This window comes from Achromobacter sp. GW823-FHT04E03 (assembly GCF_058796095.1).
Map to the genome: position 1 here is coordinate 35,351 of NZ_JBXAIJ010000007.1, position 21,943 is coordinate 57,293.

The 21,943-nt window shown below is 63.9% G+C and carries 23 protein-coding genes and 1 tRNA gene; 2 read left to right on the forward strand and 22 right to left on the reverse strand.

Going from position 1 to position 21,943, the window contains the following annotated elements:
- Positions 1-42: 42 nt before the first annotated feature.
- From AC1RHV_RS29870 to AC1RHV_RS29915, 10 genes are all read right to left on the reverse strand, one after another.
- On the reverse strand, positions 43-891 hold the full coding sequence (locus AC1RHV_RS29870; RefSeq protein WP_054458608.1) for a MaoC/PaaZ C-terminal domain-containing protein: 849 nt from the start codon (positions 889-891) through the stop codon (positions 43-45).
- A gap of 51 nt (positions 892-942) precedes the next feature.
- A complete protein-coding gene (locus AC1RHV_RS29875; RefSeq protein WP_054458610.1) occupies positions 943-1,863 on the reverse strand; it encodes an SDR family NAD(P)-dependent oxidoreductase in 921 nt (306 codons plus the stop codon).
- A 62-nt stretch (positions 1,864-1,925) separates the two neighbouring features.
- On the reverse strand, positions 1,926-2,951 hold the full coding sequence (locus AC1RHV_RS29880) for a Bug family tripartite tricarboxylate transporter substrate binding protein (protein ID WP_054458611.1): 1,026 nt from the start codon (positions 2,949-2,951) through the stop codon (positions 1,926-1,928).
- Positions 2,952-2,993: 42 nt separating this feature from the next.
- The gene (locus tag AC1RHV_RS29885; protein ID WP_054458613.1) at positions 2,994-3,206 is read right to left on the reverse strand and encodes an acyl-CoA carboxylase biotin carboxyl carrier protein subunit; all 213 of its coding nucleotides are present in this window, start codon (positions 3,204-3,206) and stop codon (positions 2,994-2,996) included.
- On the reverse strand, positions 3,203-4,570 hold the full coding sequence (locus AC1RHV_RS29890) for an acetyl-CoA carboxylase biotin carboxylase subunit (RefSeq protein ID WP_492302564.1): 1,368 nt from the start codon (positions 4,568-4,570) through the stop codon (positions 3,203-3,205). Before AC1RHV_RS29890 ends, AC1RHV_RS29885 begins: the two co-directional genes overlap by 4 nt.
- Positions 4,571-4,580: 10 nt before the next feature.
- On the reverse strand, positions 4,581-6,125 hold the full coding sequence (locus AC1RHV_RS29895; protein WP_313387306.1) for an acyl-CoA carboxylase subunit beta: 1,545 nt from the start codon (positions 6,123-6,125) through the stop codon (positions 4,581-4,583).
- 32 nt (positions 6,126-6,157) lie between these two features.
- Complete coding sequence (locus AC1RHV_RS29900) at positions 6,158-6,826, reverse strand: 3-oxoacid CoA-transferase subunit B (protein ID WP_492302565.1); 669 nt, start codon at positions 6,824-6,826, stop codon at positions 6,158-6,160.
- Positions 6,813-7,502 carry a 3-oxoacid CoA-transferase subunit A gene (locus AC1RHV_RS29905; RefSeq protein ID WP_054458619.1) on the reverse strand — a complete coding sequence of 230 codons (690 nt, stop codon included), beginning with the start codon at positions 7,500-7,502 and terminating at the stop codon, positions 6,813-6,815. Before AC1RHV_RS29905 ends, AC1RHV_RS29900 begins: the two co-directional genes overlap by 14 nt.
- Positions 7,503-7,561: 59 nt before the next feature.
- The gene (locus tag AC1RHV_RS29910) at positions 7,562-8,734 is read right to left on the reverse strand and encodes a thiolase family protein (protein ID WP_492302567.1); all 1,173 of its coding nucleotides are present in this window, start codon (positions 8,732-8,734) and stop codon (positions 7,562-7,564) included.
- Positions 8,731-9,132: a Zn-ribbon domain-containing OB-fold protein gene (locus AC1RHV_RS29915; protein ID WP_254593372.1), complete on the reverse strand. Its 402-nt coding sequence runs from the start codon at positions 9,130-9,132 to the stop codon at positions 8,731-8,733. The genes AC1RHV_RS29910 and AC1RHV_RS29915 overlap by 4 nt, the downstream gene beginning before the upstream one ends.
- 150 nt (positions 9,133-9,282) lie before the next feature.
- Here AC1RHV_RS29915 and AC1RHV_RS29920 point away from each other — a divergent pair, with 150 nt between their 5' ends.
- The gene (locus AC1RHV_RS29920) at positions 9,283-10,215 is read left to right on the forward strand and encodes a LysR family transcriptional regulator (protein WP_492302570.1); all 933 of its coding nucleotides are present in this window, start codon (positions 9,283-9,285) and stop codon (positions 10,213-10,215) included.
- A gap of 13 nt (positions 10,216-10,228) precedes the next feature.
- Here the strand turns inward: AC1RHV_RS29920 and AC1RHV_RS29925 are convergent, their stop codons facing one another.
- A complete protein-coding gene (locus AC1RHV_RS29925; protein ID WP_054458628.1) occupies positions 10,229-10,822 on the reverse strand; it encodes a BPSL1445 family SYLF domain-containing lipoprotein in 594 nt (197 codons plus the stop codon).
- A 328-nt stretch (positions 10,823-11,150) separates the two neighbouring features.
- On the opposite strand from AC1RHV_RS29925, the gene AC1RHV_RS29930 reads away from it, so the two are divergent.
- Entirely contained in the window at positions 11,151-11,309 is a 159-nt protein-coding gene (locus tag AC1RHV_RS29930; RefSeq protein ID WP_054458630.1) for a DUF6726 family protein, read from the forward strand.
- A 54-nt stretch (positions 11,310-11,363) separates the two neighbouring features.
- On the opposite strand, the gene AC1RHV_RS29935 is transcribed toward AC1RHV_RS29930, so the two are convergent.
- The 11 genes from AC1RHV_RS29935 to AC1RHV_RS29985 form a co-directional block, all read right to left on the reverse strand.
- Complete coding sequence (locus AC1RHV_RS29935; RefSeq protein WP_054458632.1) at positions 11,364-11,606, reverse strand: hypothetical protein; 243 nt, start codon at positions 11,604-11,606, stop codon at positions 11,364-11,366.
- A gap of 207 nt (positions 11,607-11,813) precedes the next feature.
- Positions 11,814-12,347 carry a DUF4189 domain-containing protein gene (locus AC1RHV_RS29940; RefSeq protein ID WP_492302573.1) on the reverse strand — a complete coding sequence of 178 codons (534 nt, stop codon included), beginning with the start codon at positions 12,345-12,347 and terminating at the stop codon, positions 11,814-11,816.
- 137 nt (positions 12,348-12,484) lie between these two features.
- On the reverse strand, positions 12,485-12,694 hold the full coding sequence (locus tag AC1RHV_RS29945; protein ID WP_492302575.1) for a hypothetical protein: 210 nt from the start codon (positions 12,692-12,694) through the stop codon (positions 12,485-12,487).
- Entirely contained in the window at positions 12,694-12,882 is a 189-nt protein-coding gene (locus AC1RHV_RS29950) for a DUF2514 family protein (protein ID WP_309600015.1), read from the reverse strand. The genes AC1RHV_RS29945 and AC1RHV_RS29950 overlap by 1 nt, the downstream gene beginning before the upstream one ends.
- Before the next feature lie 106 nt (positions 12,883-12,988).
- Positions 12,989-13,067, reverse strand: a tRNA-Ile gene (locus AC1RHV_RS29955).
- Positions 13,068-13,076: 9 nt separating this feature from the next.
- Entirely contained in the window at positions 13,077-15,341 is a 2,265-nt protein-coding gene (rpoD, locus tag AC1RHV_RS29960) for an RNA polymerase sigma factor RpoD (RefSeq protein WP_192331007.1), read from the reverse strand.
- A 746-nt stretch (positions 15,342-16,087) separates the two neighbouring features.
- Complete coding sequence (dnaG, locus tag AC1RHV_RS29965; RefSeq protein ID WP_054458641.1) at positions 16,088-18,142, reverse strand: DNA primase; 2,055 nt, start codon at positions 18,140-18,142, stop codon at positions 16,088-16,090.
- A gap of 19 nt (positions 18,143-18,161) precedes the next feature.
- Complete coding sequence (gene rpsU / locus AC1RHV_RS29970; protein WP_006218592.1) at positions 18,162-18,374, reverse strand: 30S ribosomal protein S21; 213 nt, start codon at positions 18,372-18,374, stop codon at positions 18,162-18,164.
- Positions 18,375-18,764: 390 nt separating this feature from the next.
- A complete protein-coding gene (locus tag AC1RHV_RS29975; RefSeq protein WP_042792860.1) occupies positions 18,765-19,307 on the reverse strand; it encodes a phosphoribosyltransferase in 543 nt (180 codons plus the stop codon).
- An 84-nt stretch (positions 19,308-19,391) separates the two neighbouring features.
- Complete coding sequence (locus AC1RHV_RS29980) at positions 19,392-20,687, reverse strand: adenylosuccinate synthase (protein WP_492302579.1); 1,296 nt, start codon at positions 20,685-20,687, stop codon at positions 19,392-19,394.
- A gap of 76 nt (positions 20,688-20,763) precedes the next feature.
- Positions 20,764-21,921 (reverse strand): ATP phosphoribosyltransferase regulatory subunit, encoded by a 1,158-nt coding sequence (locus AC1RHV_RS29985; protein ID WP_054458643.1) that lies wholly within the window; start codon positions 21,919-21,921, stop codon positions 20,764-20,766.
- Positions 21,922-21,943: the final 22 nt, after the last annotated feature.

Here is a 21,943-nt window from a genome sequence, read left to right on the forward strand (position 1 = left end):
CCGCTCGGGACAACAGCCCGGACTCGCCCGCCCTACCCAGCGCTAAGCGACCCGCAACACCCCATTGTCAATGACGATCGCGTCGCGCTCGATGACTTTCGCCCGGAAGGAGCCATCCCGCCAGACGTCTACGCTCAGCGTCTCGCCGGGATACATCGGCCCGGAAAACCGCAGCGACACGGAACGCACCGCCCCGTTGCCCGCAGGCTGCAACTGCCTGGCGACAGTGTGCGACACCAGGCCAAACGTACACAGGCCATGCAGTATGGGGCGGGGAAAGCCGGCTGCCTGGGCGACCTGCGGATCGCAGTGCAACGGGTTGTAGTCGCCATTAAGGCGATACACCAGCGCCTGCTCGGGCCGGGTGCGCGCCTGCACGGTCCAGTCTGGCGGCCCGCCGGGCATGGCGTGCGCCGGGCGCGCCTGCCTGCCCGCGTTCGCCATGCCGCCATCGCCCCTGAGCACGTGGGTCGCGAAAGTCCGTGCGATGAGCTGCCCCGTGCCGGCATCCGTCAACGTTTTTTCGGAATACAGCAACAGCCCCTTCTCGCCCTTGTCGACAACCTCCACGACGCGGGTCTTGCCTGTCAGTTCGCCGGCGGCGGGTATGGGATGGAACAGTTCCATTCCCTGTTCGCCGTGCAGCAAGCGCACCGTATCGGCCCCGATATCGGGCGCATCCAGCCAGAAGCCCGGATAGCCCAGCACCACCGCCATGTAGGGCAGCACCAGCGGATCATGCCGCCTGCCCACGTAGGCCAGGTCGGAGGCATCCACAGGATCCTGTCCCAAGCCCACCGACAGCGCGTACAGCATGACATCCCGCTCGGTGTAGCGCTGCCTGATTTCCGGCAATTCGTAGCTCATCAGTTGCTCATGGCTCAAGCGCATGACGTTTCTCCCTTTGGTCCCGAAGACACATCCATGACCACGGCGTCCGGTTCAGATCGGATCCCAGCTCATCACGTCGGGCGAACGCTCCAGCGGATAGAAGTGCTTCTGCATTGCCGGAATGGCGACCTCGGCAATGCGCTGCGGCGTCCAGCCTTCGCTGAAATGGACGGAGCGCAAGGGCCGCGGCTGGCTCATCAGCATGATTTCGTTGGCACGCACTGCGAATATCTGGCCGCTGACCTCGCGCGCGGCGTCGCTGAGCAAGTACACGGCCATCGGCGCAATCTTGCCCGCCTCCATTTTCTTTAGCTTTTCCACGCGGTCCCGCTGTTGCGGCGTATCGGTGGGGATGGAACTGGTCATGCGGCTCCAGGCCGAAGGGGCGATGCAGTTGGAGCGCACGCCATACCGCCCCATATCCAGCGCAATCATCTTGGACAGGGCCACGATGCCCAGCTTGGCCGCTCCGTAATTGGCCTGGCCAAAGTTGCCGATCAGCCCTGAAGTCGAGGTCATGTGCACCATCGCGCCGCTCTCCTGTTCGCGAAAGTGCGTGGCAGCAGCCCTGCTGACGAAGAATGTGCCATCCAGATGCACCGCGATGACGGCCCGCCATTCTTCCTCGCTCATCTTGTGGAAAGAGCGGTCGCGCAGGTTGCCCGCGTTGTTGACCACGCCATCGATGCGGCCGAAGTGATCCATGGCGCACTGGACGATGGCGTTGGCGGACGCGTACGTCGCGACTGAATCGAAGTTGGCGACGGCCGTCCCGCCCGCGGCGCGGATCTCGGCGACGACTGCGTCCGCAGGCGCCACCGCGGCGGACAGGTCATCGCCATTGAGCGCGACCCCGATATCGTTGACCACGACCTTGGCGCCCTCGGCCGCCAATTGCAAAGCTATCTCTCGGCCGATGCCGCCCCCGGCCCCGGTCACCACCGCCACTTTGCCTTCCATCATGCGTTCCATGCCTGTGTCTCCTCAAAGCGGGCCTGCCGGCTGCCTGCGGCAGACCCGATACTGTCGATTGCCTACTCGGTCGTTACGTTGGCGCGGCGCACCACCTCGGCCCACTTCCTTCCCTCGCTGCCGATGAAGGCGGCGAACTCCGCGGGCGTATCGGGATTGGGCACCGCTCCCTGGTCGCGGATCTGCTTCTGCATGTCGGGCGTCTGGATGATGGCGACCACCTGCTTGTTGATCTCCGACACGACGTCGTCCGGCGTCTTGGCGGGCGCCCACAGGCCGAACCACGACACGACCTCGTAGCCGGGCACGCCCGCCTCCGCCACGGTGGGCACGTCGGGCAGCTGGTCGCTGCGCTGGGCCGAGGTCACTGCCAGCACCTTCAGCCGGCCCGCCTTGATATGCGGCAACGCCGAAGGCAGGTTGTCAAAGATCATCGAGATCTGGCCGCCCAGCAGATCCGTCACGGCCGGCGTGCTGCCTTTGTAGGGCACATGCACCATGTCGACGCCGGTCATCATCTTGAACGTCTCGCCTGACATGTGCAGCGTGCTTCCGTGTCCGGAAGAGCCGAAGGTGAGCTTGCCGGGATGGGCGCGGCCGTAGGCGATCAGCTCCTTCACGGTGTCGTATGGCGCGTTCTTGGGCACCACCAGGGCATTCGGCACCATGGCGGTACGCGTGATCGGCGCGAAGTCCTTGATCGCGTCGTAGGGCATGGATTTGTAGAGACTGGGATTGATGGCGTGCGTGCCTATCGTGCCCATCACGAGCGTGTAGCCGTCCGGCGCGGCGCGCGCCACCTGCGCGGTGCCGATGTTGCCGCCCGCGCCGGGCTTGTTTTCGACCACCACGGACACGCCCCAGTGTTCGCTCAGGCGCTGGCCTATCACGCGTGCCAGGATATCGGTCGTGCCGCCCGCCGAGAACGGCACGTTTATCGTCACCGGCTTGTTGGGAAAGCCCTGCGCCGTCTGCGCGCCCGCCGCGCCGGCGCCCAGCAGGGCCGCCACTCCCAGCAACGCCAGGAACGTCAGGGGACGCTTGCGCGCAGAAGCTGCGGGCGCGTCTTTTTTGATTGTCTTGAACATAGTCTCCTCGCTTTTCTTATCCAGGTTCAGAGGCGGTCCGCCTCAATCCAGCACAGCAAGATCCTGCCCTTCCTCCACTTCATCGCCGACCGCAACCAGAATCTGCGCGATACGGCCTGCTGCCTCGCTTTCCACGGGAATTTCCATCTTCATGGACTCGACCTTGAAGGCCTCGTCGCCCGTCTGAATCCGTGCCCCCTCTTCCACGCAACACGCGACCACACGGCCTGCCACGTTGGAGACGATTTTTTTCATGCCAGCTCCTTTACCGACTCTGTTGAAATCACTGCCTGCAAGCCGTCAACGGTCATCGCACCGGCCTGGAACCGCTCCGACGCGAGCACCTGAAGAATCATGGGAATGTTGGTCTTGATGCCCTCTATCCGCATCGCGCCGAGCGCGCCGGTCAACTCGCGGATGGCGGCGGCGCGATCATCGGCATGCACGATGGCTTTCGCCACCATGGGGTCGTAATGGCTGGAAACCCGGTTGCCCTGCGCGTAGCCCGTCTCTATCCGCAGGCCTGGGCGAGGCGGCGGCAACTCGAACGCTTTCAGAACGCCGGGAGATGGCAGGAAGCGCACGGGATCCTCGGCATACACGCGCGCCTCGATCGCATGTCCCGCTACGGCGGGCGGCCTGTCAATCACCGACGACAGCTTTTCGCCCGCAGCCAGACGGATTTGCGCCTGCACGATGTCCACGCCGGTGACCGCTTCCGAGATGGCGTGCTCGACCTGCAGGCGCGTGTTGACCTCCAGGAACGAAAAGCCGCTGTCCGGCGTGTACAGCATCTCCACCGTTCCGATAACGTCGTAGCCGATCTTCCCCAGGATCGCCGACAGCCGTTCGGCCATGCCAGCCACGGCCTGGCGGTCGATGGCCGGCGCCGGCGCTTCCTCGATCACCTTCTGGTATCTGCGCTGGGTGGAACAGTCCCGTTCGAACAGGGACAGGACATTGCCAAACCTGTCCGCCAGGAACTGGAATTCGATATGCCGCGGCGACGGCACGAATCGCTCCAGGTACAGCGCGGCATTGGCAAACGCCTTTTCGGCCATGCCGCTGGCGCGTTCCCAGCAGTCGGACAGCGATTGCGGATCGTGGACGGGGATCATGCCTATGCCTCCGCCACCGCCCGCAGGCTTGATCAGCACCGGATACCCGAGTGCGTCGGCGGCCTGGCGTACCGCGACCATGTCGTCGCGAGGCAGGATGCCGGTGCTGCCGCCTGCCTGCAGGCCATGCCGTTGCATCAACTCGCGCGCGCTCGCCTTGTTGCCCAGCACATCGATCCACCTGGACGAAGGTCCGATGAAGCAATGCCCCGCCGCTTCCACTCTGCGTGCGAATTGCGCGTTCTCGGAAAGGAATCCGTAGCCCGGATGCAGCGCATCGGCTCCGCAGCGCGCCATGACCTCAAGCAGCAGGTCCTGGTTGAGATAGCTGGCCCGCGCCGGCGCGGGCCCGATGCAGTAGCTCTCGTCGGCCTGGAGCACGTACGGCAGGTCGGCATCGGCCTCGGAGTACACCGCCACGGATTGCAGGCCCAGCGCCTTCACGGCACGCAGGATGCGAGCGGCAGCGGCCCCCCGGTTGGCAATCAGGATCTTCTTCATCTGCATCCTCTCAGGGCCGGTATCCGGTGGTCACCTGGCCGGGCCGGCGCAGCGGCGCGGCCAGATTGGCGAACTCGACCAGGCGCGCTCGCGTGCAGGCCGGATCGATGATGTCCTCGATGACGAAGGCCTCCGCGCTGCGGAACGGGGACGTCAGGGCCCGCACTCTTTCCTCGATCTCCGCGCGCTTGGCTTCGGGGTCGGCGGCCGCCTCGATCTCGGACCGGTACGCCACCTCCAGGCCGCCCTCGATGGGCAGCGAGCCCCATTGCGCCGATGGCCAGGCATAGCGGAAGTTGAAGCGGCTGGAATTCTGATGGCCGCCCGCTGCCACGCCGAAAGCGCGCCGCATGATCAGCGAGAACCAGGGCACCGTCGACTGCGCGACCGCCGTCAGCGCCTTCACCCCGGCGCGCATCACGCCGTCCTTCTCGGCTTCCAGACCGATCTGGAAACCCGCGATGTCGACCAGGTTCACCACCGGCAAATGGAAGGTCTCGGCCAGATCGACCAGGCGGGTGAATTTCTCGGCGGTATGCCGGTCCCAGCCGCCGCCATAGTGATAAGGGTTGCTGGCGGCGAACAGCACCGGCCAGCCATCCACCCGGGCCAGGCCGCCGACAATGGCCTTGCCCCAATGCCGGCCGATTTCGAACACGCTGCCGGGATCGAACAAGGTTTCCAGTATCGGCCGGATCTTGTAGACCTTGCGCGTGTCCTTCGGGATGGCCGTGCGCAGCCAGTCCTGGTCCGCAGCCACGGTCGGGATCTCGCCCCTGGGCGCAAGATCGTGCACGGAGGCGGGCATGTACGACAGGAAGCGCCGCGCGGCCGCGAAGGCCTCGTCCTCGGAATCCACCTCGTCGTCCACCACGCCATTGCGCGTATGGATGGCGCTTCCACCCAGTTCGTTCTTGCCCAGGTTCTGGCCGATCTTGGCCACCACCGGTGGACCCGCGATGAACAGCTGCGAAGTGTCCTTCACCATGACGGAATAGTGGCTGCCCGCCACGCGCGCAGCCCCTTGGCCCGCCACCGATCCGAGGGCCAGCGACACCACCGGGACCTGCGCCAGGTTGCGCGCCACATAGGCCCAGATCTTCATCTTCGGCAGCAGCGCATGCCCCATCTTCTCGATGTTCCTGACCGAGCCGCCGCCGCCCGTGCCGTCGATCAAGCGCACCAGCGGAATGCGCAGATCGAACGCCATCTGCTCGGCGAATATCATCTTGTCGCCCACGGCGCCGTCGTTCGCGCCGCCGCGCACGGTGAAGTCGTCGCCCACGACCACGACGTTTTTACGGTCCAGCGCCGCGCGCCCCATGATCACGTTCGAGGGCATCACATGGACCAGGCGGCCCTGTTCGTCATATTCGCCGCTGCCGGCCAATCCGCCGACTTCGACGAACGAACCGCCGTCGACCAGCCGTTCGATCCGTTGGCGGATGTCCAGCTTGCCTGCGTCATGCTGACGCTTCACCTTGTCCTCGCCCCCCATGCGCAGGGAAAACGCCTTGCGGCGCGCCAGTTCGTCCAATTCCTGCGTCCAGCTCATTGCTTCCTCCCATGACGGCGCCAGCCTGAAACTCAGGGCGCCAGTTCGATCCACGCCTCGTCCAGCGTCAGTTCCACCGCGGTCCGCGCCTGCAGCGCCGCGAAATACAGGCCGCTCACCATCGCCCGCACATGCAGCCCGTCCGGCCTGATGTCCAGGATGGCCAGATCGCTATAGATGCGATCCACCACGGCCTTGCCGGTAAGGGGATAAGTGCATGCGGGCACGATCTTTGGCCGGCCGTCGCGATCCACGTGCTGCATCATCACGAAGATGCGCTTGGCGCCCGCCACCAGATCCATGGCCCCGCCGACCGCCGGTATCGAGTCTTCGCGCCCCGTGTCCCAGTTGGCCAGGTCGCCGTCGGCCGACACCTGGAAGGCGCCCAGCACGGTGAGATCGATATGGCCGCCGCGCATCATCGAAAAGGACACGACGTGATCGGTGATCGACGCCCCGATGTCCAGCGCGACGGGCTCCTTGCTGGCGTTGAGCAGATCCCCGTCGACCTCGGCGCCTGGCGGCAGGCCTTTCATGCCCAGGATGCCGTTTTCGCTATGCAGCACCACGCCGCGCTCCGGCTTCAGGTAATCCGCCACCGACGTCGGCATGCCTATGCCCAGATTGACGTACGAAGCGGGCGGAATGTCGTCGGCGACGATCTGCGCCATGCGCGCGCGGGACAGGCTATTGATGCTCATTGGGGCACTCGACGATGCGTTGAACGAATATTCCGGGCGTCACGACCTGTTCCGGCGCCAACGCCCCCAGCGGCACCACCTGGTCGACCTGAGCCACCGTGAGCCTTGCGGCCATGCACATCACAGGTCCGAAATTGCGGCTGGCGTAGCGGTAGGTCAGATTGCCCGCGCTGTCGCCGTACTGGGCCTTCACGAAGGCCACATCGCCCGGCAACGGCTCTTCCAGCACATACCCCCGGCCGTTGATGGAGCGCGTTTCCTTGCCTTGCGCCAGCCGCGTCCCATAGGCCGTGGGCGTGAAGAAAGGTCCCATGCCCGCGCCAGCGGCGCGCAGGCGTTCGGCCAAGGTGCCCTGCGGCACCACCTCCAGCTCGATCCTGCCCGCCGCATACCATTCGCCGAACGCGGCGGCATTGGGCTTCCTGGGATTGGAGGAACGGGCGAAGGAGCAGATCACCTTGCGCACCCGCCCCGCACGGATCAACTGGCTCAAGCCCGGCTCGCCATTGCCGGCGTTGTTGTTGACGATGGTCAGTTCGCGCGCGCCGGTTTCCAGCAGCGTCTGCAACAGTTCCGTTGGCACGCCGGATGCGCCGAACCCGCCGATCAGCAGTGTGGCGCCATCCTCCACCCCGGCCACGGCGGACTCCAAAGTAGGCACGATCTTGTTCAACATTGCTTTCCCCATGGCGACGGATGCGGTCGTTCCGCCTCTACCGCAAACTTGTCGGACGGTCAGAGCGCAGGCAAGGCGCTCAGGATCGCGGTGGACTGGCTGGACAAGGTCCCGCCGTTGCCATGCACCAGGGCCAGGTTCGGATCCTTCAACTGGCGCGCTCCGCATTCGCCGCGCAACTGCCTGACGGCCTCGATCATGAGAAATACGCCGTACATGCCGGGATGCACGCAGGACAAGCCGCCGCCGTTGGTATTGACCGCCAGCCGCCCGCCCGGCGCGATTGCGCCGTCGTCCACGAACGCGCCACCCTCGCCCTTCTGGCAGAAGCCCAGGTCTTCCAGGAACAGGATGGTGTTGATGGTGAAGGCGTCATACAACATGGCCAGGTCCATGTCCTTTGCAGATACGCCGGCCATCTCGTAGCAGCGCCTGCCCGATTCAAGCGCCGCCGTCACCGTCAGGTCATGCATGGAGGAAACCTGCCGGTTCCACACCGCGGTGGCGTTGCCCATCACGTACACCGGCTTCCTGGCGCAATCGCGAGCCCGGTCCGAGCGCGTCAGCACAAAGGCGCCCGCGCCATCGCTGACCATGCAGCAGTCGCGAACGGTAAAGGGCTCGCAGACCGGACGCGCAGCCTCTACATCCGCCAGCGACAGCGGCTCGCGCATGGTGGCGTCGGGGTTCAACTGCGCCCATTTCCGCGCGGCCACCGCCACTTCCGATAATTGCTTGCGCGTGGTGCCGTACTGGTGCATATGGCGGCTCGCGGCCAACGCATACGCCGCCACCGGCAAAGGCGGGTCATAGGGCGTTTCGTAGGGCTGAGGGTCTAGGGATTTCCGCGCGCGAGTCAGATCGGCGCGGTTGAACTTGGCGGTGCGCTGGGTGCTGCCGTAGCAGACCAGGACCGCATTGCATTGCCCGGACGCCAGCGCGTGCATTGCGGGCAGCAGATGCGCCACGTAGCTGGAGCCGCCTATCATGGTGCTGTCCAGGAAGGTCGGCCGTATGCCCAGATACTCGACCACCGACATCGCCCACATCGGCGACAGGGAACTGCATGTCGTAATGCCGTCTATGTCCTTCAGGCTCAGGCCCGCATCGGCGATCGCAGCCATGGCGGCCTGCGCCAGCACCTCCTGCTCGGTATAACCGCGGGCCTGCCCCAGCCCGGCCTGCCCCACGCCCACCACGGCAGTCTTGCCCCTCAAATCGCGCAGCGTCATGCCACTGCTCCCATAGGCACAAAGACCACTTTCGCCGCCTCGCCGTCTCCAACGATCCTGGCGCTGACGCGCATGCCGATCCGCACATGTCCAGGCGCGATCTCCGCGACACGGCTCATCATCCGCACGCCTTCCGGCAGATCCACGAGGCACACGTTGTAGTCGCCGCCCTGCTCCGCATCGCGATACACGGTGGTGCTGGCGTACACCACGCCCTCCCCCGCGGGGCTGAACCAATCCAATGCCGCGCCGCCGCAATGGGGGCATACGCAGCGCGGATAGAACACCGCCTGACTGCAATCGGCGCAGCGTTGGATCTGAAACCGGCCTGCCGCCAGGCCCTCCAGATAAACCTGCTCGGGTCCGCCCGCTGCCTGCGCACTGCTCTGGATCTCCACCCTTGTCTCCTGTCGTCTTTTTGAACCTGCCAACATTGCGGCTCAGTGTAGGGACAGGCGTGCGGCAGATAAACGGACCCGAGGGCAAATCACCTTTAACTTTGCGCGCGGGAATGGCTAAGATGGCGTGCACCCATCAGTCCGACCGCCATGTACATCCTGATAGACCATCTCAAGCATGTTCTGAATTTCGTACGCGTCGCAGACAGCGGCAGCTTCACGGCCGCGGCGCACCGGCTCGACATCTCCACCGCATCGGTGAGCAAGAGCGTCTCGCTGCTTGAGGCCAAGCTGGGTGTGAAGCTGCTCAATCGCACCACGCGCAACCTGTCGCTGACCGACGATGGCGAATTGCTGCTGCAGCGCTGCCGCCACATCCTGCTGGAAGTGGAAGCCGCCGAGGCCGAAGTGACTGGCGCCAGCGTGAGCCCGCGCGGCAAGCTGCGCGTGCATGCGCCGGTCGGGTTGGGCAGGAAGGTCATCATGCCCGCGCTGCTGTCGCTGACCGCGCGCTATCCGGAGCTATCGATCAATGCCGATTTCAGCGACCGCATGCCCAATCTGGCCGAAGAAGGATTGGATGCCACCATACGGATCGGCGTCACGGCGGATTCGCGCGTCATCGCCAAGACCTTGTCCCGGCTGCGCTACGTCACGTGCGCCAGCCAGGCCTATCTGGCCGCACACGGCACGCCGGCCACGCCCAATGAGCTGGAACGGCACAACTGCCTGGCCTATGTCCAATGGCAGACGGGCCGATATCACGAATGGGATTTCCAGAAAGGCGATGAGCGCTACACGATCACGCCCGGCGGCAATCTGAACGTGAATCATCCGGAAGCCATTCTGGACGCCGTGGTGGCCGGCGCGGGCATCGCCCGCATGGCCAGCTTCATCGCGGAATCCGCCGTGCTGGACGGACGCCTGAAGCTGGTGCTGACGGACTGGATGGCGCCCGGTGCGCCGGTCCAGCTGGTCTATCTGCCGAACCGGCACCTGTCGCCGCGCATCCGGGCCTTCGTGGATGCGATGACAGAGGCCTTGCCGCCGCAATTGCCTTGGGAAAAGGCAATGGGGCTGTAAGGGTGCGGGCCGCTTACAGCAGCAGCGGTGAAATCTTGCTGCCGTCCACCGACACCCCGGCCATGAGGCCGCCGTTGTTCAAGACGAAGCCGACGATGGGCTGCTGCGCGGTGTAGGTATCGATGCTGCCGTTGACGCCCACATTGGCCACCGCGACCGTCGCGTCCGCCCCCACTGTCCAGCCGCTGCTGGCCCGGAACTTGGCCAGGGCGCCGTCGGTCATGAACAGCACCACCATCGCCTTGGACTGCGCGCCGGCCTGCAAGCCGATGGAGCCGCCCGTGATGCTGTAGTAGCCGGTATCCGACCCGCCTACGCGCAGCACGCCCGTTCCATGCTGCGCGCCTACGATGAAGCTCGCGCTCAATACGCCCGGAAACACCAGCACGCCACGCGCGCGTTCCACCAATTGCTTGGCCTGGGACGAGGACTGATAAAGCTTGGTCAGGGTCGCGTCGGCTGCGGTATCGAGTTCCTGCCGCTTTTCCGCAGCCGTGGCCGAGGATTGGGCGGTGGTCGTGGTGCAGCCGGTGAACGCCAGGCTGGCCACGCCGAGCATCGCGGCGAGCACGCCGGCCCGACCTGCCTTGGGGAGAGTATCAAGCATGTAGCGCTCCTTATTGTTGTTGGACGCCCTTCCAGGCGCGCCCGGAAGGAGAACGCCACCATCCTACCTGGGATTTTCCGGCCTTGGCGCCATACAAGCGGGATCTGCGTTACTTCCTGTTCCAGGACGAGCAAGTGTCATTACACTTGGCCAGCATTTCCCCACTAATTGCCGTGCGGACGCAAAGCAGAATGCCGCTTCCGCCATGCATCGTGCACATTCTCTTCAGATGGAAATCCGCGTCTGAACATGATCGGCATCGACGCCGTGCGACACCGTCGGCCCGTCCTCGGGCAGCGCCTTGACCAATTATTTTCGAGCACGTCCGATGAAGTGGATCCTGGTCTCAATGCTATGCATGTTCGCGTCCGGCTGCGGTGTCGTCGCCGCCCCGTGCCGTATCGCATCTGCCGCCATCAAGATCGTGCCGGTCGTCGGCGACGTCGCGGCGGCGCCGACGGATGCTTGCGCGGAAGTCATCGACTGATGCGTTGCCTACGCTGTTCCCTTGCCCGCGGCAGACACAGTTGCTTGATCCCGCTTAGCTACATGTGACAACGCTGACCATGCTCAATGCGCTGGTCAGGTACTGGATTGCGGCTGCTTTCTCCGGAGTCTGGTGAACGGACGAATTTTCCAGCTTTACCAAGGCATGCCTCATCAACTCGCCGGGAGACATCATTGAGATGTCAGACGCCATTGGGCGAGCGCCGCTCCACGCCAGGGCTTCCGCCTCGAAAGCCAGAGGGTCTGGGGCAGTACCAGGCAGGGCGTTGGATTTCATCGGAGTTCTCCATTGCTGTCTTGCACAAAAGGAGATCAGAGCGAGGGCCGACACGAAAGTTCCGGGGTGACGGCAGGCCGTGGGTACTTGGCGCTTGCAGAAGACGTTAGATCACGGCCGGACAGCGGGTCAAACGCCGACTATCGCCCGATGGCGCGCCGCCCACGCCCCATACAGCAGAGACAGCGGGAGGGGACCCGCAGCGGCCTATTGTATGAACTCCGCCTGGCTGCAATTGGAGAAATGGACGGTGCATTCCGTCAGGTTCTTCTCTTTGCAGATGTCCATGGCGTCGTCGGTCGCCTGCTCGATGGTGTAGTGCTTGCGGAACATGGTGAAGTACTGGCCATTGCCGACCGCCCCCGAAGCCACGATCGCGCACTGATTGTAGAACGTCATCGCCGTCTTGCAGTCGGTGCCGCCCTTCGAGACACAGTGAGCAATGGCCGCCTTGGTCGCTTCGCGCTCGCTGCCAAGGTTGCCCGCCATGCCGACCAGGTTTTCCTTGCTGGACGCGAATGCGCCCCAGCGGGTTTCCCAATGCCCCTGCGGACGCGGCGGCGGCGGCGGCACGCCACCGCCCTGCGGCACTTGGTAAAGGCCAGGGATGGGGATGCACTGGGCCGGCCCCTGGGTGGACATGGTGTAACCATCGCCGCATCCCTGCTCCGCCGCCGCCGGACGCGCAGCGATGAGGACCAGGGCCGCAAACACAAGGGCAAGACAGGGAGCGCGCTTCATCCAGTTTTCCCGTAATGATGGCCGAACTGCCGGAATTTGCGGATATTAGCAGTTCCATGTGGCCGCACATGGTCGCAATACTCAACCCCCACCCTGGCCGTTGGGGTCTCGCACCTCATCGTAGGCCCGTTCGCATGTCAGTCCCGCGATGCGGGCACGATCTGCAACGCCCGCAAGCGCTTCAGCTCGATCGATAGCGCGGCCAAGCATGTAGGCGAGCAGATCGACGGCAGCGGCTCCTGACGGGCCTGCGTCGGCAAGGGCGGGCTGTTCGGCAACTGCGGCGCGAGCCAACGTGTTTGCGCGGGCACGCAGCCGGTCACGCTCAACACGAGTGCCAGCAGCATCAGCGACCGCGACAGCGGCTTTTTTTCTGGGCATTATCGCGGGCTTGCTCCATGGCGGCAGTGCGTCGTCGTTCTTCGGTTCTCGCCGCCTCAACAGCGGCAACAGTGGCCTGGGATTGCGCATCCCGCTCAATGGCCTGGACAGCACGCAGCTCGGCCACCTCCCGGCCGTGGAACGCGCCCAGCACGAACCAAGCGACGCCGAGAACGTCAAGATTACGTCAATATCGGAGCCGGAAAAGAAACAGCCGCCATTGCTGGCGGCTGTAGGTGCCTGAATTAACAGGACTTTCTTGGTAGGCCCCCCGAGAGTCGAACTCGGCACCAACGGATTATGAGTCCGCTGCTCTAACCAGGCATGAGCTAGAGGCCCTAAAAACTTTTACTGCCCTTCCAGGAAGCTCTTCAGCTTATCGGCCCGGCTGGGGTGACGCAGCTTGCGCAGCGCTTTCGCTTCTATTTGGCGGATGCGCTCGCGCGTGACGTCGAACTGCTTGCCCACTTCTTCCAGGGTCTGGTCCGTGCTCATTTCGATGCCGAAACGCATACGCAGAACCTTGGCTTCACGCGGGGTGAGAGAGTCTAGCACTTCCTTGACCACATCGCGCATGGAACCGTGCAAAGCCGCGTCGGAAGGTGCCAGCGTGGACGTGTCTTCGATGAAATCGCCCAGGTGCGAGTCGTCGTCGTCACCGATAGGCGTTTCCATGGAGATCGGTTCCTTGGCGATCTTCAGGATCTTGCGGATCTTGTCCTCGGGCATGTCCATCTTCTGCGCCAGGGTCGCGGGATCCGGCTCGGCGCCGGTTTCCTGCAGGATCTGGCGGCTGATCCGGTTCATCTTGTTGATCGTTTCGATCATGTGGACCGGGATACGGATGGTGCGCGCCTGGTCGGCGATGGAACGCGTGATGGCCTGACGGATCCACCAGGTCGCGTAGGTCGAGAACTTGTAGCCGCGACGGTACTCGAACTTGTCCACGGCCTTCATCAGGCCGATGTTGCCTTCCTGGATCAGGTCCAGGAACTGCAGGCCGCGGTTCGTGTACTTCTTGGCGATCGAGATCACCAGACGCAGGTTGGCCTCGGTCATTTCGCGCTTGGCCTTGCGGGCCTTGGCTTCGCCGGTAGCCATGCGCTTGTTGACGTCCTTCAGGTCCTTCAACGGCAGCACGACGCGCGTTTGCAGGTCGATGAGCTTCTGCTGCAGTTCCTGCACGGCGGGAATCTGACGCTCCAGCGTTTCGGCGTACGGGTGGCCGGCAGCCACTTCGTCGACGACCCACTGCATGTTGGTTTCGTTGCCCGGGAACACCTTGATGAAGTGCGTGCGCGGCATGCCGGCACGGTCCACACACGTGTGCAGGACAGCGCGTTCGAGCTGGCGCACTTCCTCGACCTGCTGACGCAGGGTGTCCGCCAGCTTCTCGACCATCTTGGCCGTGAAGCGGATGCCCATCAGTTCATTCTGGATGGATTCCTGGGCGCGCACGTAGACGTCCGACTTGTAGCCGTCCTTCTCGTACGAGTGGCGCATCTTCTCGAACTGCTTGCCGACTTCGTCGAACTTGGCCAGGGCCTTCACGCGCAGGTCTTCCAGCTGCTTGCTGGACATGCCGCCAGCGGGGCCGTCGTCGCCTTCGTCTTCCTCGGCCGTGACGCCGGCGCCGGCGTATTCCTCGCCGTCTTCCGGATCGACCAGGCCGTCGACCACTTCGTCGATCTGGGCCTGGCCTTCACGCACGCGCAGGATGTGAGCCAGGATCTCGTTGATCGTGGTCGGGCAGGCCGAGATGGCCATGACCATGTGCTTCAGGCCGTCTTCGATGCGCTTGGCGATTTCGATTTCGCCTTCGCGCGTCAGCAGTTCCACCGAGCCCATTTCACGCATGTACATGCGCACGGGGTCCGTGGTGCGGCCGAAATCCGAGTCAACGGTCGTCAGCGCGGCTTCGGCTTCGTCTTCGACGTCGTCGTCGTTGGACGCGACCGGCGCGTTTTCGCTCATCAGCAGCGTTTCGGCATCGGGCGCCTGGTCGTAGACCGCGATGCCCATATCGCTGAACGTGCTGATGATGCCGTCGATCGCTTCCGCGTCGACCAGATCGTCGGGCAGATGATCGTTGATTTCGCCGTAGGTCAGGTAGCCGCGGTCCTTGCCCAGCTTGATCAGCTGCTTCAGGCGGTTGCGGCGCGCTTCGTATTCTTCGGGCGTGACGGGGCCGCGGGCGATCAGATCCTTGGGATCGGCCTTGCCGCGCTTGCCGCCACGCTTGGGCGGCTTCAGATCGGGCAGAACTTCGCCGTCGCCGTCCATGGTGTCGTCAAAGCCGTCGGAATCGTTGTTCGCGTTCTTGGCGGGACGTCCCGGGCGCCGGCCGCTGGGCGCGGGGCGCGCGCTGCCCACCAGGTCGGCGAGCTTGTCTTCGGCCTTCTTGGCGCGAGCCTTGGTCACCTTCTCGGGCTTGTCAGCCGCGGCAGCCTTGGTCGTCTTCTTGGCGGCCGTCTTGGCTGCGGGCTTGGCGACCTTCACCGCCGTCTTGGCGGGCGCCTTTTCCGCTGCCATGCTTACGACGCGCTTGGTCGTGGTGGCCTTGGTTTCGGCCGCATCAATTGCAGAGGAGGATTTGCCGGTGGATTTGGTCATAGTCGCTTCCGTGGTCGTCGCAACCCGTTCGGGCATGTTGCACCGCATGAAGCCGCTTTGGACAGCGGTCCAACGCGGCGGTTATACGGGTAAATCTGGTGAATCAGCGGAGATCACGCGGCTGCGTTGTTCGCAGCGCCGGCTCTTGCGAGCCCGCTTGGCGCCGTTGCGGTGCAATACCGTACTCGCGCGTTGCGTGCATGACCTCATCCTGCGTAGGCTCCCGGGCGTCGGGGGGGCTGCCTGCCTATAAATAGGCTTTGCTTGCTTATCGGGCCTTTGCCCCAAGCAGCTGAGTAGACACAGCACCCAAACCACTAACGCCATGCGGAGATGACCGCCGCCGAACTGCTTGATTCACCGCTTAGCTATATTAATTAACCATGTAACAAAGTTGACGCGCGCATCCGCTTTTATTTCTGCCGTTGCGCATCTGACGTTCCGTTTTCTGGAGCATCCGCCACGCCCGGATCGCCGGTCCCGCGTCAAACCCTATACATCCATTAGATTCTGGCTGCCGGAATAGATTCCGCCCGCCGAATGCATTTCTTGTTGCTCACGCCTCGTGGCACGAGGACTAGCGCCAAATTCAGCAAGAATCAGGCCGCAATCAACTGCAAGCGCCACAATCCGCGTACATCAGAAGACAGACCTATCAGGCAGGCTCGCGCCCAACCTCACACTCCCGTCCCGCCCGTCGCAAAAAAACTCGCTTCGCAAGCGGACAACCTTTGATTTTAGCGCATTTACCGCACGCCAGCACCTTTCAGCACGGCCATGCGGCTGGAAAGCTCCTGATAGCGTTTGCGCGCCTCTTCCGTGGCCAGGCCCGCCGCAGCGAGCTTGGCCATTTCCAGCTTGGCCGAGTCAAATTCGATCCGTCTCAAGGCATCATCCCATTCCGTTTGCGGATCAGGCAGGTCTTCCTGGGACAGGATGTCGGCCCGCAGGCCCTTCAGCACCGTCGCCAGATCCGAATCCGGCTCCGCGGCTTCCAGCAGGGCGCCGACATGGCGGGCGCCGCTGGACTGCGCCAGCATGATCAGGTCTCTTACAAGACCTAGATGGGGGCCGTGGTCGATGACTTCAAGCTGCTGATCACCCATGGAGTCGACCAGTTCGGGATGCGCCAGCAGCAAGCCCAGCAGGCGCTTGGCCAGCGACGGCATGGTGCGGCGGCCTTCAAACCCGCCCACATCGTTGTCGCGCTTGCCTTTCCAGCCGCCTTTGCCGCCCTTCCAGTCACCCTTGCCCTTCCAGTCGCTTTTGCCCTTCCACTCCTGCTTTCCGCCGCCGCGCTGAGCTCCTCCGCCACCAAAGTCGGAACCCTGGGACGGTAGATGAACCTGGTCCGCGTAGTCGGACTCGTCGGCCGGGATATCATGAAAATCGTGTCCGGCGAAATCGTAGCCAGCGTCCGTATAGCCCGGCTCGTGGCTCGGCGCCGCAACCGCGCCGGCATCCCCCCCCGTGGCGCCCGGCTTGGGCGCGGGCGCGAAGGGTTTTGCGGGCTGCTGAGCCAGCACCTGCGCCATTTCCTCGGGCGTCAGCTGTACCAGCTTTGCCATTTCCCGCTCGATCTGCACGCGCAACGCGCATTCGGGAATGGCAGCCAGCAATGGCTTGGCCTCGTGCAGGCAACTGGCCCGCCCTTCGGCTTCGTTCATGTTGTGCCGCGAGGCCAGCTCGTCCAGCAGGAAGCGGGACAGCGCCACGGCCTCTCCCAGGCACGCCCGGAAAGCTTCCGCGCCCAGTTCGCGCACATACGAGTCGGGATCGTGCTCTGACGGCAGAAACAGGAAGCGGATCGCAATGTCGTCGCGCAGCACGGGCAGGCAAGCCTGCAGTGCACGCCACGCGGCGCGCCGACCCGCGCCGTCGCCGTCGAAGCTGAAGATGACCTTGTCGCTGGCGCGCAGCAGCTTCTTGACGTGGTCCGGCGTGGTAGCCGTACCCAGCGTCGCTACCGCGTTGGCGATGCCTTGCTGAGCCAGGCCGACCACGTCCATGTAGCCTTCGACCACAATGACCTGCCCTTCCTGGCGTATGGCCTGGCGCGCCTCCCACAGCCCGTAGAGCTCGTGCCCCTTCGAGAACAGCGGGGTTTCGGGCGAATTCAGGTACTTGGGTTCGCCCTTGCCGATGATGCGCCCGCCGAAGCCGATGAGACTGCCCCGCGCATTGCGGATCGGGAACATGACGCGTTCCCGGAAACGGTCGTAGCGACGTCCGTCTTCGGATTCGATAACCAGTCCGGATTCCACCAGGACGGGGTCCTCGTAATTCGGGAAGACCTGCGACAAGCCGTGGCGGTCGGTGCCCGACCATCCCAGGCCGAAATGCGCCGCGATTTCACCGGTCAGGCCGCGCTGCTTCAAATAGCGGATCGCTGCGGGCGAGGCCCGCAACTGCTTGAGGTAATGCGCCTGAGCGGCATCCAGCACCTGCGTGTGGCGGGATTCCTCGGCCTTGCGGCGCGCGGTTTCCTGCTGCTGGCGTGGACTGCGGTTTTCTTCGGGGACCGTCATTCCCGCCGATGCCGCGAGCGTGCGCACGGCATCGGGGAAACTGGCGCCCGTGTGTTCCATCAGGAAGGTGATGGCGCTGCCATGCGCTCCGCAACCGAAGCAGTGATAGAACTGCTTGGTGGGGCTGACAGTGAACGAGGGACTTTTTTCGTTATGAAAAGGGCACAGGCCAAGCAAGTTGGCCCCGCCCTTTCTCAACTGCACGTATCGCCCGACTATGTCGACGACGTCGACTCGGGCGAGCAAATCCTGGATGAATGATTCTGGAATCAATAGATTCGGGAATCAAAAATCAATACAGGCGCGGGGGCAGTTGTTGGCTACGGATGCGCTTGTAGTGGCGCTTCACAGCGGCGGCGTGCTTGCGCTTGCGCTCAGCCGTGGGCTTCTCATAGAACTCGCGCGAACGCAGCTCGGTGAGCAAACCGGTCTTTTCGATGGTGCGCTTGAAGCGGCGCAGAGCGGCTTCAAACGGTTCGTTTTCCTTCAGTCGAACGATAGGCATAAAGTGATTGGCCTGCTTGTAGGGTAACAAAAGTTGATGACAAACCTGGCTTGCTTACCAGCAACGCTGCGCGGGTCCAGGTACGCGTAAACGGCCTCGTCGATACCAAAATCATACCAACAGAGGCAGGTACCGCGAACGGGGAACCTTGAAAGCGCAATCCAGGCGCCGGACTCCGGCTTCAGCGCTGCTTGGCAGCCCTGAACCACAGACCCATCCCGGATTTCCGCTGGCTGTTTCCGTTACCCAAAGACTACCCAAAGAGTAACAAGCCAAGTTCGGTTTAGCGATAACCAGCGATTCTAGCATGGTCATGGCTGTTTTGACTACTGGAGGGACAGTCTGGCGCCCTGGGCGGCCAGAATGCCCTCTCCTGCCGAAACGCCATGCTCAGCTCTTGGAGCCCTTGCGGATCCAGGCCTCGAGCTGGTGCGGACGCAGGCTGTCGTAGTCTTCGAAAGGCTGGTGAATCCAGGGGTTCGTCGGCAGCTTGTCGACGTAGTAGTCCGGCGTCGCCTGGGAATGCCCCTTCCACCACAGCACCGCGCTACGCAGTTCGGTGATGTCGGCAAACTGGCTTTTCAGGTGATCGTAGACCTTGCTGAAGGTCTTGCCGGTATCGACCATGTCGTCCACCAGCAACACTCGCCCGGACAGCGTGCCGCGCGTGATGGTGATGAACTGGGCGATATCCATGTCGCCCTGCTTGGTGCCGGCCGCTTCGCGATAGCTGCTCGTGGCCAGGATGCCCAGCGGCACGTCAAAAATACGGGACATAACGTCACCGACGCGCATGCCGCCGCGCGCCAGGCAAAGAATCTTGTCGAACTTCCAACCCGATTGATGCACCTGCAAGGTAAGGCGCTCGATCAGGCGGTTGTAGTCGTCCCACGTCACCCACAGATGGCTGTCATCATTGGTCGGCGTGCTCATAGGCAAGCATCTCCTGCTTAATAAATACGAAAAGGCCGCCGCCGGTATGAGACCGGCGGCGGCCTTGCGAATAATAACCCGATGTCAGCCCTTCAGGGGATGACGCAGCACAATGGTTTCATTGCGGTCCGGGCCGGTCGACACCAGGTCGATGGGCACGCCGCAAACTTCGGCCACGCGCTCCAGGTAGCGACGCGCCGCCTGGGGCAGCTTGTCGTACTCGGTGATGCCGACGGTGGATTCGCTCCAACCCGGCAGCTCTTCCAGCACCGGCTGCGCCTGCGCCACGGCATGCGCGCCATAAGGCAGCACATCGCGGAATTCGCCGTTGACGCGGTAGCCGACGCCCAGCTGGATGGTTTCCAGACCATCAAGCACATCCAGCTTGGTGATGCACAGGCCGGTGATGCCGTTCAGGCGGACCGAGCGCTTGAGCGCGGCGCCGTCGAACCAGCCGCAGCGGCGCGGACGGCCCGTGACGGAACCGAATTCCTTGCCGATCGTGGCCAGGCGGGTACCGATCTCGTCGACCAGCTCCGTGGGGAACGGACCCGAACCGACGCGAGTCGTATAGGCCTTGGTGATACCCAGGACGTAGTCCAGTTGCTGCGGACCGACGCCCGCGCCTGCCGAGGCGGCGCCAGCAACGCAATTGCTGCTGGTGACGAAAGGATAGGTGCCGTGGTCGACGTCCAGCAAAGCGCCTTGCGCGCCTTCGAACAACAGGCGCTTGCCTTCCTGCTGCATGGCGTACAGGTTGCTCGACACGTCCTTGACCATCGGGGCGATGGCCGGAGCCAGCGCCATGGCCTGGTCGCGCACTTCATTGGCGGAAACCGCCTCGGCGCCCAGGTACTTGGTCAGCACGAAGTTGTGGTAATCCAGCACTTCGGCGAGTTTTTCGTCGAACAGCGCGGGATTGAACAGGTCCTGCACGCGCAGCGCGCGGCGGGCGACCTTGTCTTCATAGGCCGGGCCGATGCCGCGACCGGTCGTGCCGATCTTGCCGTCGCCCTTGCGCGCCTCGCGCGCCTTGTCGATGGCGACGTGGTACGGCAGGATCAGCGGGCAGATTTCGGAAATCTGCAGGCGCGAACGCACGTCCAGACCGGCGGCCTCAAGCTCTTCGATTTCCTTGAGCAGGGCTTCCGGGGACAGCACGACGCCGTTGCCGATGAAGCAGGTGACGCCGGAATGCATGATGCCCGACGGGATCAGGCGGAGAATCGTCTTCTTGCCGTTGATCCACAGCGTATGGCCGGCATTGTGACCGCCTTGGAAGCGGACCACGCCCTGGACGGATTCCGCCAGCCAGTCGACGATCTTGCCCTTGCCCTCGTCACCCCACTGGGTGCCGATTACGACTACGTTCTTGCTCATGTTACGAATCAATATCGAGTTTCTCGGGAAATCCGGAAATCTCCCCGCGGCCCTCTCGTTGCCGAGAGGGGGTTAGTCACAGCGTTCTGACCGTCCAGGCGCCATCCTGCAGCGCCAGCTCGCGATCGCAAACGAATTCGTCCTGATCCTGCTCGTGACCGGGCAATACCTGAACGACAATTTCCCCCGACCGGCGCAGGCGGCGCACCGCCTCGGTCAGGGCGGGGGCTTGCCCCCAGGGCGCACGTACCGCACGCGCCCTTTCCGCCGGCGGCAAACCCGCCGCCAGCTTGCGTAAATCAAGACTGAAGCCGGTGGCGGGACGGGCCCGGCCAAACGCACGGCTGACATCGTCATAACGGCCGCCGCTGACCAGCGCATCGCGCCAGCCTTCGGCATACAGCGCGAACTTCACGCCGGAATGGTAGCCATAGCCGCCCACGTCGGCCAGGTCCACGCCGAACGCCACATTGGGCATGGCGTCGACCACCAACTGCAGCGCGTCCAGCGCAGCCACGACACCCGGCAGCAGAGGGAGTTCACGGCGCGCCTCCTGCAGCACTTCCGGCCCGCCGTATAGCTTGGGCAGCAATTGCAGGGCTTTCAGGGTCTCTGCACGCAACCCGGGAGCCCGCTCGGCCAATTCACCCAGCCCCGGAACGTCCTTCTCGCGCATCAGCAGGATGACGTCCTGCGACAGGGCCGTCGCCGCCGGATCGGACTCCAGCAGCGCGCGCAGCACGCCCGGATGGCACAGATCGAGCCTAGGGTTACGCACGCCGGCAATCGCCACGGTTTCCAGCACCAGCTGGATGATCTCCAGGTCGGCCTCGAAGCCGGCGTGGCCGTAGATTTCAGCGCCGATCTGCAGCAGCTCGCGGCTGGCCAGCAGGTCCGCCGGGCGGGCATGCAGCACGTTGCCGCAATAGCACAGGCGGGTAACGCCAGCGCGGTTCAACAAATGCGCGTCGATGCGCGTAACCTGAGGCGTCATGTCCGCGCGCACGCCCAGCGTGCGTCCGGACAATTGATCGACCAGCTTGCAAGTGCGCAGATCCAGATCGCTGCCCGTGCCGGACAACAATGAATCGATGTATTCGACCAGGGGCGGCGCGACCAGCTCGAAACCGTAAGTGCGATACAGATCGAGAAGTTCGCGGCGCAATTCCTCGATGCGCCGGGCCTCTGCCGGAAGTACGTCGGCAAGGCTCTCGGGCAGCAACCAGTTACCCATGAATGTTTACCTGAAGAACGCC